At 61.4% G+C, this 16,006-nt stretch carries 14 protein-coding genes; 7 read left to right on the forward strand and 7 right to left on the reverse strand.

Going from position 1 to position 16,006, the window contains the following annotated elements; genetic code table 11:
* Nucleotides 1-40: 40 nt before the first annotated feature.
* Entirely contained in the window at nucleotides 41-1,525 is a 1,485-nt protein-coding gene (locus EFD56_RS19350; protein ID WP_126905992.1) for an FAD/NAD(P)-binding protein, read from the reverse strand.
* A gap of 42 nt (nucleotides 1,526-1,567) precedes the next feature.
* Entirely contained in the window at nucleotides 1,568-2,002 is a 435-nt protein-coding gene (locus tag EFD56_RS19355) for an OsmC family protein (RefSeq protein ID WP_010008021.1), read from the reverse strand.
* Nucleotides 2,003-2,146: 144 nt separating this feature from the next.
* Between EFD56_RS19355 and EFD56_RS19360 the strand changes: the two genes are divergently transcribed.
* From EFD56_RS19360 to ligD, 4 genes are all read left to right on the forward strand, one after another.
* Nucleotides 2,147-2,407, forward strand: a complete 261-nt coding sequence (locus EFD56_RS19360) for a hypothetical protein (protein WP_012482648.1) — start codon at nucleotides 2,147-2,149, stop codon at nucleotides 2,405-2,407.
* A 182-nt stretch (nucleotides 2,408-2,589) separates the two neighbouring features.
* Nucleotides 2,590-2,820 carry a DUF2188 domain-containing protein gene (locus EFD56_RS19365; protein ID WP_010025636.1) on the forward strand — a complete coding sequence of 77 codons (231 nt, stop codon included), beginning with the start codon at nucleotides 2,590-2,592 and terminating at the stop codon, nucleotides 2,818-2,820.
* Nucleotides 2,821-2,838: 18 nt separating this feature from the next.
* On the forward strand, nucleotides 2,839-3,693 hold the full coding sequence (gene ku / locus EFD56_RS19370) for a non-homologous end joining protein Ku (RefSeq protein ID WP_126905993.1): 855 nt from the start codon (nucleotides 2,839-2,841) through the stop codon (nucleotides 3,691-3,693).
* A 1-nt stretch (nucleotide 3,694) separates the two neighbouring features.
* Complete coding sequence (ligD, locus tag EFD56_RS19375; protein WP_126905994.1) at nucleotides 3,695-6,205, forward strand: DNA ligase D; 2,511 nt, start codon at nucleotides 3,695-3,697, stop codon at nucleotides 6,203-6,205.
* Between the two features lie 2 nt (nucleotides 6,206-6,207).
* Here ligD and ku (EFD56_RS19380) read toward each other — a convergent pair whose 3' ends face one another.
* The 5 genes from ku (EFD56_RS19380) to EFD56_RS19400 all read right to left on the reverse strand — a co-directional run bounded on the left by ku (EFD56_RS19380) (nucleotide 6,208) and on the right by EFD56_RS19400 (nucleotide 12,087).
* Nucleotides 6,208-7,008: a non-homologous end joining protein Ku gene (gene ku, locus EFD56_RS19380; RefSeq protein WP_016734807.1), complete on the reverse strand. Its 801-nt coding sequence runs from the start codon at nucleotides 7,006-7,008 to the stop codon at nucleotides 6,208-6,210.
* 91 nt (nucleotides 7,009-7,099) lie between these two features.
* On the reverse strand, nucleotides 7,100-8,245 hold the full coding sequence (locus tag EFD56_RS19385) for a right-handed parallel beta-helix repeat-containing protein (RefSeq protein ID WP_064824820.1): 1,146 nt from the start codon (nucleotides 8,243-8,245) through the stop codon (nucleotides 7,100-7,102).
* Nucleotides 8,246-8,446: 201 nt separating this feature from the next.
* Nucleotides 8,447-9,469, reverse strand: coding sequence for an ABC transporter permease (locus EFD56_RS19390; protein ID WP_016734809.1), 1,023 nt, complete (start codon nucleotides 9,467-9,469; stop codon nucleotides 8,447-8,449).
* A complete protein-coding gene (locus EFD56_RS19395; protein WP_126905995.1) occupies nucleotides 9,453-10,988 on the reverse strand; it encodes a sugar ABC transporter ATP-binding protein in 1,536 nt (511 codons plus the stop codon). Before EFD56_RS19395 ends, EFD56_RS19390 begins: the two co-directional genes overlap by 17 nt.
* 112 nt (nucleotides 10,989-11,100) lie before the next feature.
* Nucleotides 11,101-12,087 carry a sugar ABC transporter substrate-binding protein gene (locus EFD56_RS19400; RefSeq protein ID WP_037115628.1) on the reverse strand — a complete coding sequence of 329 codons (987 nt, stop codon included), beginning with the start codon at nucleotides 12,085-12,087 and terminating at the stop codon, nucleotides 11,101-11,103.
* A gap of 314 nt (nucleotides 12,088-12,401) precedes the next feature.
* Here EFD56_RS19400 and EFD56_RS19405 point away from each other — a divergent pair, with 314 nt between their 5' ends.
* From EFD56_RS19405 to EFD56_RS19415, 3 genes are all read left to right on the forward strand, one after another.
* Nucleotides 12,402-13,412 (forward strand): LacI family DNA-binding transcriptional regulator, encoded by a 1,011-nt coding sequence (locus EFD56_RS19405; protein ID WP_064826926.1) that lies wholly within the window; start codon nucleotides 12,402-12,404, stop codon nucleotides 13,410-13,412.
* Nucleotides 13,413-13,624: 212 nt separating this feature from the next.
* A complete protein-coding gene (locus tag EFD56_RS19410) occupies nucleotides 13,625-14,356 on the forward strand; it encodes a FadR/GntR family transcriptional regulator (protein WP_126905996.1) in 732 nt (243 codons plus the stop codon).
* Nucleotides 14,353-15,939, forward strand: a complete 1,587-nt coding sequence (locus tag EFD56_RS19415) for an ABC transporter substrate-binding protein (RefSeq protein WP_126905997.1) — start codon at nucleotides 14,353-14,355, stop codon at nucleotides 15,937-15,939. Before EFD56_RS19410 ends, EFD56_RS19415 begins: the two co-directional genes overlap by 4 nt.
* Nucleotides 15,940-16,006: the final 67 nt, after the last annotated feature.

Genomic DNA, 16,006 nt, shown 5'->3' on the forward strand with positions numbered 1-16,006 from the left:
AGAACGACATCGAAAAGGAAAATCGGGGGGAAATGGAAAATCAGGCGGGATGCGTCTCGGTCTCAACCTGCCGCAGCTTTGCGGCGATTTCGGCCGCAATGAAGAAGGCGTGCTCGGTCACCTGCGGCAGCCCCATCAACTCGCCGAAGGTGCCGCGCGCCAAGGGACCGGAGATCAACAGCGACGGGTCCGCCGTTCCCGACGGGCCGATCGCCTCCGAGCGCTCGGTGCAGGCAAAGCCGAGGCCGGTCGGATCGAGCGACAGGTGGCCGCTGGCCGCGAGCGCCGCGAGCCAGGGCTGGGTATCAAGAATGCCGCCATGGGCCGGCCCGGTGGTGACGACGACGGCATCGTAACTGCGCTCCAACGGCTGGCGCTGATGGCGCGGCTGTAGGGTACAGGCGATGAGCTCGCCTTCGATTCGCGCATCGGCGACGGAGCCGGCGAGGATTTCGAGGCGGCCGGCAGCGATCGCCATATCGAGCACGGTTTCCACCTGCGGCGCGATGCGAAAACGATGCACGTCCCAATAGGGACGCAGATGGCGGACGAGACGACGCCGTTCGGCAATCGGCAGGCCCCGCCAGAGATCATGTCCCTGCGCCCGCACCTGATCGAGCACTCCATGCCAGCTTATGCCCTGCGCTTTTGCGGCGCTTATGGCGGCGCGGATTCCGGCCAGCAGCGACACGGCGGAATGCGCCGCATCGGCAACGAAATCGCCGAAGAGCGGCTGCGGCACCGGCGCATGCCCGCGCGAGCGCAGGCCGCGGCGCGAGATCGCCGTCACCGCACCATCATGTCCACGCCCGGCAAGCGAGGCGATGACATCGGCTGCGGTCAGGCCGTTGCCGATGACCAGCACCCGGTCGTGGGGACGGACGACATCGAGCGCGCCTGATTTGGTGGTGTCGGCGACGAAACGCGGATGGGCGGCAAGCCGGCTCGCAAGCCGGCCGGGAGCGGCCGGCGGCGGATGGCTGGTGGCGATCGCGACGATATCGGCCTCCGTTACGCCGCCCTTGTCGTCGCGGATCGACCAGCGGCCGGCCCGGCGCTCGACATGGCTCACTGCCGCGCGGCAATGGCGTACGCTGCCGTCGTCCAGAAATGGCTTCAGCAGGGAGGCGACATAATCGCCGAAGAGCCGACGCCGGGGGAAGACTTGACCATCGGGGCGTTTTGCCTCGGGGTCGCAGGCGACGGCGTCGCGGGCGTCGATCCAGGCTTGGAATTCGCCCTGGTCGTCAGGCTGCAGGCTCATCTTGGCGGCGGGAACATTGATGCGGTGGGCCGGATCATCCGTGTCATAGGCAAGACCACGGCCGAGCTCGGCGCGCGGTTCGAAGACCAGGATGACGGGATGCGCGTCGGCCGTCATCCGGGCGAGATGATAGGCGACGCCCGCGCCGGAGACGCCACCGCCGATGATGGCGACGACGGGTTTTCCGGACGTCGGCGGAGGCTTGGGCTGCATGATGGCCGAGACCGTTGCTTCGATAGGTCGAGCATAGAAGCCGGACATTGCCGACGCAATCCTCCATCTGCGATTGTCTATTTGTTGAGATCAGCCCGATGCCGCTATCGTCGTCGAGAATTCGGGATTGCCGCGGATGGTGTTGCTGACCGTGCAGATCTCGTCTTCGGCGGCATGGACAATCTTGCTGCGCGTCTCCTCGTCGATATCGCCTTTGATCGAGAAGACGATGTTGAACTTCGCAACGCGTGACAACCCTTCGGTCGCCTTTTCGCCGGTGACGTCGGCCGTGATCTCGCTGATCCTGTCGAGAACGCCCATCTGGCTGGCCGCGATGCGGGCGCTGAGCACGAGACAGCCCGAGAGCGAGGCATAGAGGAGATCGAGCGGGCTGAAGCCCGGCTGCGAGGGCGCGGTGACGATATCGATCTCGCCCTTCGTGGTGGAAGTGACATGCGGAAAACCGGTGCGGCCGAGAGTGGCGGTAGCGCCGGTCGGGCGAGGGCGAGCCTTGAGATCAGCCATGAAGGAATCCTCTGACAACAGCTTCGCAGAGATAGGACAATCCGCACCGGCCGGCAACGGCTCGGCGGTCTGCGATGGCGGAACCTTTCCATCCGCCATCAGTTGATTACACCTGAACGAAAACAGCGACAAAGGTGGATTGCGATGGCGCATGTCCGCAAGATGGATCGTCAGGACCGGCGGATGGATGCCCGCGACCGGCTGATCGTTGCGCTCTATGCGCAGCTAAAGGCCGAGCGGGAAACACGCGAAACGCTGGAATGGGCGATCCGCAACGGCGCTATGTCACAGGAGGTGCTGGAGGCGATTGCGGCCGATCCGGTTCCGGTCGTCACCAGCGAGGATATCGCTTCGCTCGAGAAAATCATCGCCCTCGACGAAAGGCGCAAACCAAATAGGAACTGAAGCATGTCGCGCAAAAGTGTGCAGCGGTTTTGCGGCAACGGCATCCGAGAAAACAAAGACCTAAAGCGCAAGGAGCGAATCTGAAAGTTCGCGGCGCGCTTTAGGAGCATTCCAGCCAAGTTGCGCAGCGGTCCTGAGGCCCGACTTGCGCAAAAAGGCGTTCGAAGAAGAGGAGATCCGAAATGGCCGATATCACCTATCAGGTCGTCCCGCATGACAATGGCTGGGCCTACAAGCTCGGCGACACTCTGTCGGAAACCTATGCGACGGCGGATGAAGCGATCGTGCGCGCCAAGGACGCCGCGTCGCGCCAGAAGATTGGCGATGGCGACGCGCTGCTCGCCTACCCCTCACCCGATGGCGGCTGGGCATTCCAGGAGCTCGAAACCGACAAAAGCAGCAGTCGGCTCTGATTTGGCACGGAGGATGGAATGGCCGCGCGGGCAAGCTGGAAAGGTCATCTGAAGGTAGGCGACCTTGCTTGCGCCGTCGGACTCTATACCGCCATTTCCTCCTCCGACCGCGTTTCCTTCAACATCATCAACCGCAAAACCGGCCATCGCGTCGAGCGGCAATTCGTCGACAGCGAGACCGGCAAGCCGGTGGAGCGCGATGACCAGGTCAAGGGCTACCAGATGGAGAACGGCGATTACATCGTCATCGAAGGCGACGAGATTGCCGGGATCATGCCGGAGAGCGACAAGGTGCTCGATGTCAAGGCTTTCATCACCTATGACGATATCGACAAGCTCTATTTCGACCGTCCTTATTATCTCGCACCCGTCGATGAGCATGATGAAGAAACGCTGTCGCTGATCATCCGGGGGATGCGCGACGCCAAGGTGGCGGCGCTGGCCGAAGCTGTGCTTTTCCGGCGCAACCGGACACTGCTGATCCGGCCGCATGACACTCACATCATCGCGACCCTGCTGAACTTCGATTATGAGGTGCGCTCGGCCGACACCGTCTTCAAGAACATTCCCGATATCAAATTCGACAAGGAAATGCTCGAGCTCGCCGGGCATATCATCGAAACCAAACATGGCAGCTTCGATCCGAGTGAATACGAAGACCGTTACGAAGCCGCCGTCGTCGAATTGGTGAAGGCAAAGATCGAGGGCCGGGCGCCGCCGAAGAAGAAACCGGCGCCGGAGCGCAAGGTGGTCGATCTGATGGAAGCGCTGCGCCAGAGCGCGAAACTGAGCGGCAAGAGTGCGGCGAAGAAGAGGCCGGCAACGAAGGAGGCGCCGGCGCGCAGCGACAGCCAAAAGAAGAAGGCAGGCTGAGATGGCCCTCGAGACCTATCAGGCGAAGCGCAATTTCAAACTCACCCCGGAGCCGCGCGGGCAGAAGGGCCGCAGCACCGGCAACAGTTTCGTCATCCAGAAGCATGATGCGACAAGGCTGCATTATGACTTCCGGCTCGAGATGGATGGGGTGCTGAAGAGCTGGGCGGTGACGAAGGGGCCGAGCCTCAACCCGGAGGACAAGCGCCTGGCCGTGCATGTCGAAGACCACCCGCTGTCCTATGGCGATTTCGAAGGCATCATCCCGCAAGGGCAGTATGGCGGCGGCACCGTCATCGTCTGGGACCGCGGCACCTGGACGCCGGTCGGCGACGCTGACAAGGCCTACCGGAAAGGTCATCTGGAATTCGAGCTCGACGGCGAGAAGCTGAAGGGACGCTGGCACCTCGTGCGCATGCACGGCCGGCCCGGCGAGGCGCGCGAGAACTGGCTGCTGATCAAGGGGGATGATGCCGAGGCGCGCCATGACGGCGACATTCTCGAGGAACGGCCGGAATCGGCCAAGACAGGCCGGCAGCTCGAAGAGGTGGCGGAAAATCCCGATGCGACCTGGAAGTCCAGATCCGGAAACGGCAAGGCGGTTGCCGCCAAGACGCCGGCACAAAAGGCGAAGCCGTCGGGATCCGGCGAACGCCAATGGCCTAAAGGCGCGCGCAAGGGCGCAATGCCCGACTTCATCGAACCGGTGCTTGCCAAGCTGAAAACGAAGCCGCCGGCGGGCGATCGCTGGATCCACGAGATCAAGTTCGACGGCTATCGGCTGCAGGTCAGGATGGAGGACGGCAAGATCCGCATGTTGACCCGCAGCGGTCTCGACTGGACGGCAAAATTCGGCAAGGACGTGCTCGACGCCTTTGCCGCCCTGCCGGTGCAGTCGGCGGTGATCGATGGCGAAATTGTCGTCGAGAGCGATAGCGGCGCCTCGGATTTCTCAGCGCTCCAGCGCGATCTGAGCGAGGGCCGCAACGACCGCTTCGTCTTCTATGCTTTCGATCTCCTTCATCTCGACGGCCACAACCTGCTTGATGCCAGGCTCATCGATCGCAAGCATCTGCTGGAAAGCCTGCTGCCCGCCGATAATGACAAGCTGCGCTACAGCGCGCATTTCAACGAACGCGGCGGCCTGGTGCTCGATCATGCCTGCCGGCTCAGCCTCGAAGGCGTAATCTCCAAGCTGCGCGACAGCAAATACACCTCGGGACGCAAGGGCGATTGGATCAAATCGAAGTGCTCGCACCGGCAGGAATTCGTCATCGGCGGCTACGTGCCATCGACATCGATGAAGAATGCGATCGGCTCGCTGGCGATGGGCTATTACCGAGATGGCGAGCTCAAGCATGTCGGGCGGGTCGGCACCGGGTATACGGTGGCCACCGCGCAGATGCTTTATGAGAAGCTGTCGCGGATGACGCAGAACGAGAACTCCTTCGACGACAAGCTCACCGCCGAGGAGAGGCGTGGGCTGATCTATGTCAAGCCGCAGCTGGTCGGCGAAGTCGAGTTCCGCGCCTGGTCGGCCGACGGCAATCTGCGCCATGCAGCCTTCCGCGGACTGCGCGAGGACAAGCTCGCCAAAGAGGTGACGCGCGAGACGGAACAGACCGCAGCCCGCCCCCTGCCGAAAGCCGCTGTGACGCTCACTCACCCCGACCGTATCTACTGGCCGGACGAAGGTGTTACCAAGGAAGGGCTGGCGAATTATTATGCGCAGGTCTGGCGCTTCATGGCGCCCTACGTCGTCAACCGCCCTTTGGCGCTCTTGCGTCTGCCGGACGGAATCAACGGTCGTCAGCGTTTTTTTCAAAAGCACGCCTGGAAAGGCATGAACCCTCATATCGAGGAAATCATCGATCCGAAGGACAAGCAGGGAGAGAAGTTGCTGCGGATAACCGATTTCGACGGGGTCGTGGCGCTGGTGCAATCGGCCGTGCTTGAAATCCACCCATGGGGCACGACGACCGACAATTGGGAAAAGCCCAACATGATCACCATGGACCTCGATCCCGGCGAGGCGGTGGCGTGGGAAGATGTGATAGCCGCCGCTTACGAATTGAAGGCGCGGCTGGAAGCCGAAGGCCTCGCCGCCTTCGTCAAGACGTCAGGCGGCAAGGGGCTGCATGTGGTGACGCCGCTCGCGCCGAAAGCCAGCTGGGTGGAGGTGAAGGCTTTCGCCAAAGGGCTGGCCGACAGCATGTCGGCCGATGATCCCGACCGCTATCTCGCTACGGCGACGAAGGCCAAGCGCAAAGGGCGGATCTTCATCGATTATCTGCGCAATGGCCGCGGCAACACGGCGGTTGCAGCCTATTCCACACGCGCAAGGCCGGGTGCGGCCGTTTCCATGCCGCTGGAATGGAGCGAACTGACCGCCGACATCGGGCCGGCCTATTTCACTGTCGACAATACGCCGACGCGGCTCGACGCCTTGCCCGGAGATCCCTGGGATGGATTTTTCGCGGCGGCGAAACCGTTGGAAAAGAAGAAAAGATAGGATTATCGCGGCTTGCGGCCGCCTTCCGCCAGACTCTTCTTCAGCGCGTCCATGATGTTGATGACGTTCCCGGTCGATTTCACCGGAAGCGGTTTCTTGGCAGGCGCGGCCTGCTTCAAGCTCTTCTGTTTGCCGCGGATCATCGACTTCAGACGTTTCTGGATCGGGTCCTGCACCATGGTCGGGCTCCAATCCTTGGTTTCTTCCTTCACCAGCCGCTTCATCAGCGCTAAAAGCTTGCTGTCGACCTTTGCCTTGTCGTCGATCTCGGCCAAGGGTTCGCGCACCTCGTCGCCATAATGCAGCGTCCAGAGAATGATGCCCTTGCCTTGCGGCTCCAGCAGCACGGCGCGCTCGCGGCGATAGAGAACCAGACGGGCAATACCGACGACATCATTTGCCTTCATCGCCTCGCGGATGACGCAGAAGGCTTCCACGCCGACCTTATCCTCAGGCGCCAGGAAATGCGGCTTGTCATACCAGATCCAGTCGATCGAGCCGCGTGGCACGAAACTATCGATATCGATGGTGCGGGTACTTTCCAGCCCGACTTCCTCGATCTCTTCGTCTTCGAGAAGAACATAGTCGTCCTCGGCGCGCGGATAACCCTTCACCTGATCCCTGTCGGCCACCGGCTTGTGGGTGACGCTGTCGACATAGCGGCTTTCGAGGCGGTTCTTCGTCTGGCGATTGAGGACGTGGAAACGTACCTTGTTGCTTTCGGTCGTCGCCGGCGTCAGCGAGACGGAGGCGGTGACGAGCGAGAGCTTGAGATAACCCTTCCAGAATGTCTGGCGTGCCATGGCTGTCCTCTCCCGACACGGTTGGACATGGCAGTCAACGGCAAAGTCGTACTTTGGTTCCCAGGGTGATCGGCGGCTGCGCGCGGCGCCGTCAGGTCGAGAGATACCGCTTCTGCCAGGGCAGCTTTTTTTCCTGCCATGCGCGCGGGGTGAATTCGTCATAGGCTGTCTCGGCGATCGCCAGCATCCAATTGCGGCCCTTGCGGGCAAGCAGCACGCAGGACAATTCCATGCCGGGCTCGACGGCGATGGAAGGCCGGTTGGCGCCCGGTATGTCGACGCCCTTGTCCCGCCACTGGATGACGATTTCATCGGGTTCGGAGGTCCATTCCCCCGAGGCGACGGAGGCTTTTCCATCGCCATTGTAGCGAAGCGGCGGCGGCGCGACATTCAGAAAGCTGCCGTCATTGTGATAATTGCCGTCGACCTGCCCGGCGGTGGCTTCGCCCGTTCCTTTCAGAAGGATGTCCTGTCGGCATCGCATGAATATGTTGCGCCGGAAGCTCCCCGACCATGGACGATTGGCGAAGAAGGCGACGTCGCACTCGCTGATGACGTTGTCGTGGATATCGATGTCCTTGCGGAAAGCCCGCTCCTGGTCGGAAAAGCCGCTCAGGCTGATGCCGCGATTATTGTTCTCGATCCAGTTGTCATAGAGGTGATGGCCGGCATGATCGGCCTTGTCGCCTATGCCATAGCCGAAGGAATAGTCGTTCATCCGGCCGTCGCGCATGATGTTGCTGCGCACCACGGCATCGTCGCCGATCGACGAAAAGGAGAAATTCTTGCCGCCGATGAAATTGTACTCGACCCGATATCTCAGGGTTTTGTCGCAGACCAGCGCGCCCTTGTTCGACGTGCTCGTCGGCGACTGGAGGAAGAGATTGCCGCGGATCACCACGTCCGAACTGATATTGTCGTCGCTGTTTTGATAGGCGAACTGACAGCAATCCGCGCCCTCGCCCGGTGCCTCTCCCATCCGGTTGTTTTCCAGAAGCACGTTCGACGTCTTCGTCAGATAGATGCCGTCGCCGCGGACATTCTCCGTCTCGCAGCGCCTGACGACGAGGTTCTTGCCATTGTGAAATTTGAAGCCGCGCGGCGAGTTCTTGACGACGACGTCTTCGACCACCGTATCGGAAAACACCTGATAGGCGAGGCCGACATCCTCCGCACCATCGATGACCTGCGCCCGCGTGGAGACGCCATGAGCTTTCTTTCGCAGGATTGCGGGCATCCGGATCTCCATCGGCGCGGTTACCTCAGCACCGCCCCTCTTCTCAGAGGCGAAAGCGATGCGGTAACGCATTGAGCTGCTGCATGGCTTATCCCTTAAATCAATTGCGATTCAGGAAATACGCAGTCGCGCCGAATTAAAGCAGGGCATGTGGCAGGAGTTTGACGGCCTGCTTCACTTTGCAGGCCGCCTTGCAACCGGTCACCGGGTCTCGAGTATCCGCATCAACCGCCCGCGATAGCTATCGAGGATGACCGCAAGCACGATGACGGCGCCGATGACGATCGGCTTGATGTTGTCGTCGGCGCCCAACAGCTGCAGCCCCGTCGACAGCACCTGCAGGATGCAGGCGCCGACCAGCGTTCCGACGATCGAACCCTTGCCGCCCGAGAGGCTGGTTCCGCCGATGATGACCGCGGCGATCGCATTCAATTCGTAGCCGATGCCGGCAACCGGGCTGCCGACGTTGAGGCGGAGCAGATAGACCATGGCGGCAATGCCGGCGGTCAGGCCCGAGATCGTGAACACTGCGATCTTGTAGCGCTTCGGCTCGTGTCCCGACAGCCGCACAGCCTCTTCATTGGTGCCGATCGCGAAGACGAAACGGCCGAAGACCGTATAACGCAGCACGAACCAGCCGACGAGGACGACGACGATGGCAATCAGGAAGATCGACGGGAAGATGCCCCAGAAGATCAGATTGCCGAAATCGACGAAGGGCTGCGGCAGGCCGGTGATGGTGGAGTTATCGCTGACGACGCGGGCCAGGCCGCTTGCCACATTCAGCATGCCGAGCGTGACGATGAAGGACGGAAGCTTCCACTTTTCGCAAACCCAGCCATTGATGGCGCCAAGGATCGCGCCGGTGCCCATCGAGGCGAGCGACGCCAGCACGATCGCAGCCCAAGGGGACAGCCTCGGGTCGATCATGATCGTGGCGCCGATGACGGTGCAAAGGGCCAGCAGCGAGCCGACCGAAAGATCGATGCCGCCGACCAGGATGACGAAGGTCATGCCCGAGGCGAGGACTGTGTTGATGGCGATCTGCACGAAGATCTTCAGGAAATTCTCCGGCGTGGCGAAATAGGGCGCAGTCGCCGAGAAGAATATGACGATCAGGACGAGGGCGATGGCAACGCCTGCCTCCTTCATCGAGATCCGGATGAGCTTGTCCCAGAAGCCTGTCTCTTTCGCTTCGATCTTGGTTTCAATGTTGCCGGACACGACTGTACTCCTTGTAAGCGAGTGAGAGGATCCTGCTCTCTTCGAATTGATCCCGCGCGATTTCGCCGGCGATCTTGCCGTCCGACAGGACGATGATGCGATGGCAGATGCCGATGAGCTCCGGCAGATCCGAGGATACGACCAGAACGCCCTTTCCTTCGGCGGCAAATTTCCACAGAAGTTCGTAGATTTCCGCCTTGGCGCCGACGTCGATCCCGCGGGTCGGCTCATCGAATATCAGCACCTTGGGACCGCGGAACAGCCATTTGGCGATGACGACCTTTTGCTGATTGCCGCCCGAAAACGTCCTGACCATCTGGTGGATCGACGGGGTTTTGATGCGCAGCTCGCGCACCAGACGCTGGGCGTGGTCGTTCTCCGCCTTTCGGCTGATCAGTCCCTTGCGGGAGATCTTGCTGAAATCCGTCACCGTGGCGTTTTCCGCGCAGCTCATATCGAGCATCAGGCCCTGCAGCTTGCGGTCTTCCGTCGCCAGGCACAGGCCGGCGGCAACCGCGTCTTTGGGTGAATTGATCGCAACCGGCACGCCGTCGACGCGGATTTCGCCGCCGGCTTTGGCGTCGGCGCCGAATATGGCGCGCACCGCTTCCGTGCGACCGCTGCCGACAAGGCCGGCAATGCCGACGATTTCGCCCTTGGCGACGGAAAACGACAGTTCCGGGCTGTTGCGTGTCACCTTCAGGCCGGAGACGCCAAGCGCTTCGCCGAACACGGCGGTGTCGCTGCGAAAGACGCCATGATCCGAAAGCGTTCGTCCGACCATCAGCTCGACGATATCGGGGATCGCCAATCCGGACAGAGGGCGCGTGATGACATGCTGACCGTCGCGCAGCACAGTGACGTCATCTCCGACTTCGAAAATCTCCTCGAGCCGATGGGAGATATAAAGCGTCGTGACGCCGCGCGCCTTCAGCCGCTTCAGGATCTCGAACAGCCGGTCGACCTCCTTGGAGGTCAGGGTTGCCGTCGGCTCGTCGAGGACGAGCAGCTTGCTTTCATAGCAGAGCGCCTTGGCGATCTCGAGCAGTTGCAGTTGCGCGACGCTGAGGCGGCTGGCAAGCGTCATCGGCGCCACATCGAGGCCGACTTCCGCCAGCAGTTCCGCCGCGCGGCTGTTCATTTTCCGGTAGTCCACCAGGCCGTATCGGCGCGGAAGATGCTCGAAAAGCAGGTTTTCGGCGACGGTGAGATTGGAAAGGGGATGGAGTTCCTGGTGGATGACGCGAATGCCCGCCTGGAAGGCTTCCAGCGGCGAGCCCGGACGATAGGGCTTTCCGTCAAAGGAAATCTGCCCGTCATCCGGCTTGAAGACGCCGCCCAGCAGGTTGATCAAGGTCGACTTGCCTGCGCCATTCTCGCCGAGGAGAACGTGGCCCTTGCCGCGGCCGATCCGCATGGAAACATTTCTGAGCGCCACGACGCCCGGGAACCGCTTGCCGATCCCATCCAGCTTCAAGATGTAGTCGTCTGCTGCGTCTGACACGTCCACCTCGTGCATGATCCGTTGAAATTCGAGATGGCCACCCTCCGCACAAGACGCAAATCGGCTGGCAGCGGTCAGCGCCGGCTTGGCAGCCGGCGCTTCCTGTGGCCTTAAATCGGCAACCCGATTATTTGAGGTCGCCGGCGGTGACGAGTTTGATGTCGGTCTTGACCCAGCCGGTGAAGTTCTCGCCGGCAAGTTCACGCATACCGTAGTCGATGCCCATGACCGCCATCTGCGCGCCATACTGTTCGACGGTGGCAAGCATCTTACCATCCTTGATCAGCGGCTGCACCGGCGGGATGTTGTCGAAGCCGACAACCTTGATCTTGCCGGCCTGGCCGGTTGCATCGAGCGCCTTGACGACGCCAAGCGCCATCGAGTCGTTGGCGGCCATCACGCCCTGAATATCCTTATACTTCGTCAGGAAATTGGTCATGACGGTGTTGGCTTCTTCCGTCTCCCAGTGGGCGGTCTTGCTGTCGAGGAGCTCGAGCTTGCCCGCCTTGACGGAATCCATGAAGCCTTCCTTGCGCTCCTTGGCATTGTCGGCCTCGGGATTGCCCTCGAGGATGACAACCTTGGCGCCCGGACCCAGATCCTTGGCCAGCGCGTCGCCGGCGAGCTTGGCGCCTTCCTGATTGTCCGGGCCGAAGAAGGCCAGATCGATACCGGCTGCCTTCTTGGCATCGGCGTCGAGCGGCACGTCGATGTTGATGACCTTGACTCCGGCCTTCACGGCCTTGGCCAGCGGCGTTGCCATGGCCTTGGAATCGGCTGGAGCAACGACGATGATGTCGTATTTCTGCGTCACGAAGTTTTCGACGGCATCGACCTGGGCGGCGAAATCGCGCTCGTCCTTCATGCCGACGGCCTTGAAATCGAACTTGTCCTTGTTCTCAGCCGCATATTTATCGGCGCCGGCCTTCATTTGCTTGAAGAACTCATTGGACAGAGACTTCATGATCAGGCCGACCTTGGGCTTGCCGGCCGCAAAAGCGGGCGACACGCCGCAGGACAGGGCGAGCACCAGGGTGCCGGCAAGTCCGAGCTTCAATGCCGCACGGCGCGGCGCATTCATCAGGACGGAATCACGCTTTGTAGAATGGGACATTTCTCTCCTCCGAACGGTTCCGGGCCTATCCTCACCTGAGTGCCTTCGCAGATGAACCGTTTCCAACGACACTTGGGTAACAATGCGTCACTGGATTGTCAAGGCGCTGGAAACCGGAGGTAAGTGGGGAAAATGGGATTAATCCCTGCTCTCAGCAAGTGGCGACGATGAACCGTTTCCATTGAATGCGGCCCGCCCCCATGCTATGGGAGATATCATCACGTTTGACGAAGGCGATGGAGACCATTAGCTGAAGGCTCGATCGGGGCGTTCGGGCGTCCCGAAGTGAAGATGAAGGGACATGTTCTTCCATTATGCCAAAGGTCGGAATTCGAGACGTTGCCAAGCTTGCCGGCGTTTCCACCGGGACTGTCTCACGGGTCTTGAACGACCACCCTTCGGTGACGGATGAGCTGAGGGCACGCGTCAGACGCATCATCGACGACCTCGGCTATATGCCCGACCCGTCGGCGCGAAGCATGCGCAGCAAGGTCAGCCGCCTCATCGGCATCGTCATTCCGGATCTGACCAATCCGTTCTTCTCCGAACTCGTGCAGTCCGCCGAACAGGCGGCGGCAAGTCATGGCTACAACATCATCGTGATGACGTCGTTTGACGATGCGGCCAAGGAGGCCGACCGCATCGGACAACTGACAAGCCGGAAGGTGGACGGCATCATTCTCGTTCCCAGCAATGATTTCCATACGCTCAAGCTGCCGAAGGCCCTGCCGATCGTCGTCGTCGACCGCCTGATGCCGGGATATTCCGGCATCGCCTCCGATCACCGCAGCGGCGTGCGCCTCGGGGTCGAACATCTTCTTAAACTCGGCCATCGCCGCATCGGTTTCATTTCAGGCCCCAGGCATTCCGTGCCGGCCAATGATCGCCTCAAGGGCTACCTTGATGCGATGGGCCAATCCGACGACGACGGGCAAATTCAGGCCTCGCAATTGATCGCCGAGGCGGCTTTCGATTATGAAAGCGGCCGATCAGCCGGAAACTATCTGCTGGCGCGGGCGCGCAGCGAACGCCCGACCGCCATCTTTGCAAGCTCGGACCAGCAGGCGATCGGCTGCATGAGAGCGGCCCACGATCTGGGGATCCCGATCCCCGCAGCCCTTTCCATCGTCGGCTTCGACGGCATTCCGCTGTCGAGCATGACGACGCCGCGGCTGACCACCGTCAAGCAGCCGATTCAGAGGATTGCCGCAGCGGCCGTCGCAGTTCTCTTGAACAAGCAACCGACGCCCGGCGTCGGCCATCCCATCCTGCTCGACTGCGAACTATCGGAAGGGGAAACGACCTCCTCCCCGCAACCCGACTGACCAGATCGGCCGCCCGGCGCTTCTTCGGCTTTCACCATTCCTAGATTTCGCTCCCACGGTCCAGACCGAAGCGTGGCCCAAACGCAATCCACCTTTTCTGCCGCAACGCCGGCCAGGCGCCGATCTGCGTGTCTGAAGAAATCCATTTGACGGATATCCTACAAGTGGATATGTCTAAGCCATCCTCATCATTGCAGACCAATGGGAATGGCATGTCGCTGAAATCCATGAAGCCCCTCGCCCGCGCGCCTCTTCTCCACGTGTCCGTGCAGGAAAGCCTGCGCGCCTATATCAGCGACAACGCATTGAAACCCGGCACGCCGCTTCCGGCCGAATCCGACCTGGCGAACCAGCTCGGCGTCAGCCGCAATTCGCTGCGCGAAGGCATCAAGGCATTGGAATCCGTGGGGGTGCTGGAATCGCGCCGCGGCATCGGCATCTTCGTCAAGGCTTTCTCATTCGAACCGCTGCTCGACAATCTCGCCTATGGCCTTGGCGGCGCCCTGCGCCAGATCGAGGAAGTGATCGAGATCCGCCGGACCCTGGAGGTCGGCCTGATCGGCAAGACGGTCGAGATGATCGGCGGCGACGATATCGCCGAGCTGCGCGCCACCGTGGAGCGCATGCGGGTCCATGCCGAGCGTGGTCAATCCTTCGCTGACGAAGACCAGCTTTTTCATACCCTGCTGTTCCGCTGCCAGAACAATGAGACCCTTGCCCGGCTGATCGATGTGTTCTGGCTCGCCTTCTACAAGGCGTCCGATTTCGTCAACCTCGACAATGTCGACCCCGTCGCGACCTGGAGGGATCACGCGGCGATCGTCGATGCCATCGAGGCAAGGGACGTCGCGGAAGCACAGAAGCGCCTGGACCGCCATTACGACGGCATTTCCCGGGTGATCGCCGCCAATAAGAAAAGTGCCAATGTGGGAGGAGCACAATGAAAGGACTGTTGAGATTATCATCCGCCATCGCGCTTGCTGCGATGATGGCGACGACCGCCATTCCGGCCTACACCGCCCCGGCGCGGGCAGCGACGCTCTCGGGCGGCTTCGATGTCGGGCCCGGCGGCTTCCAGGGCAATTTCAACCCGCTCGCCGCGACGGGCGGCTTCACCTGGCTCAGCGTCTACTTCGAACCGCTGGTGACCTATGACGAGAAGCTCGAGAAAGTCGTCGGCCAGCTCGCCGCGTCCTATGAAGTCAGCCCCGACCAGACGACCTACACATTCAAGCTTGCCGACGCGAAATGGCATGACGGCAAGCCCTTCACCGCAAAGGACGCGAAGTTCACCATCGAGCTTGCCAAGAACGCCAAGACCGGCTCGGTTCTCGCAGCGCGACTGAACGCCGTTTCCTCGGCCGAGGCCAAGGACGACAAGACGCTGGTCATCAAACTGTCGGCGCCGTCGGCCAGCCTGATGGATACTCTGACGAAGGTGATGATGCTGCCGGAGCACGCGCTTTCGCAGATCCCCGCAGACCAGCTCGCCAAGAACAGCTGGTGGTCGACCGCACCAATCGGCACCGGGCCGTTCAAGTTCAGCAAATATGTCACCGATCAATATGTCGAACTTGCCGCCAACACCGACTACCGGGGCGGCAAACCGGCGTTGGAAAAGATCATCAACCGCTATTTTGCCAATCCGGCTGCGGCGATTGCCGCACTGCGCGCCGGCGAAATCCAGTTCACCTACGTCGAATCCAACGATCTGAAGGCCTTCAACGACAATAGGGATTTCCGCGTCATCGAAGGCAACTCCTTCGTCGTCAACTATCTCGGCTTCAACCACGACTCGCCGATCTGGAAGGATATCCGGGTCCGCCAGGCGGTGATGTACGCGATCAATCGCGACGCGATCATTCAGAGCCTTTACGGCGGTGCCGCCAAACCGGCAAACTGCGCCTATATCGCCGACCAGCTGGTGCCGGCGGGCATCGAGACTTATGCCTACGATCCGGAAAAGGCCAGGCAGCTGTTGAAGGAAGCGGGCTGGGATCAGATCAACGGCGACAAGCCGATAACTCTTCTGACCTATTACACGACGCCGCTTGCCGCCAATGTCATGGCCGCGGTTCAGGCGATGCTGGCTCAGGTCGGCATCAACGTCACCCCCCGCGCCGTCGACACGCCGACCTATAACAGCATCGTGCTCAACCCGACGCCAGACATCGAGCAGTTTCAGATGGTTTATGCCGGCCTGCAGAACGGCCCGGATCCGGGCAGCATCAATGTCGGCCTCAACGAGAAGCAGATCCCGCCGGCCGGCCCGAACGTCGCCCGCGTGCGCATGCCGATGCTGACCGCCGCGCTCGACGCGGCGCTGAGCGAGACGGATGCCGCCAAGCGCGACGGCCGCTACCAGGAGGTCTGCACGGTGATGAACAAGGAATTGCCCTGGGGTCCGCTCTGGGTGGCAAAACGGTATGGCGTCGCCTCCACCAAGCTCAAGGACTTCATCTGGACGCCCGCCCCCGGCGGCGGCCCTTACCAGGCGCATCCGGAAAAATGGGCGGTCTCCGAATAGGGCGCCACGCATCCTGAGAAAGCCAAGGGCGGTCAGGTCGGCGAACCTGTCCGCCGCCGCACAGGAA

Origin of the sequence: Rhizobium phaseoli (genome assembly GCF_003985125.1) — a bacterium.
GTDB lineage: Bacteria > Pseudomonadota > Alphaproteobacteria > Rhizobiales > Rhizobiaceae > Rhizobium > Rhizobium phaseoli.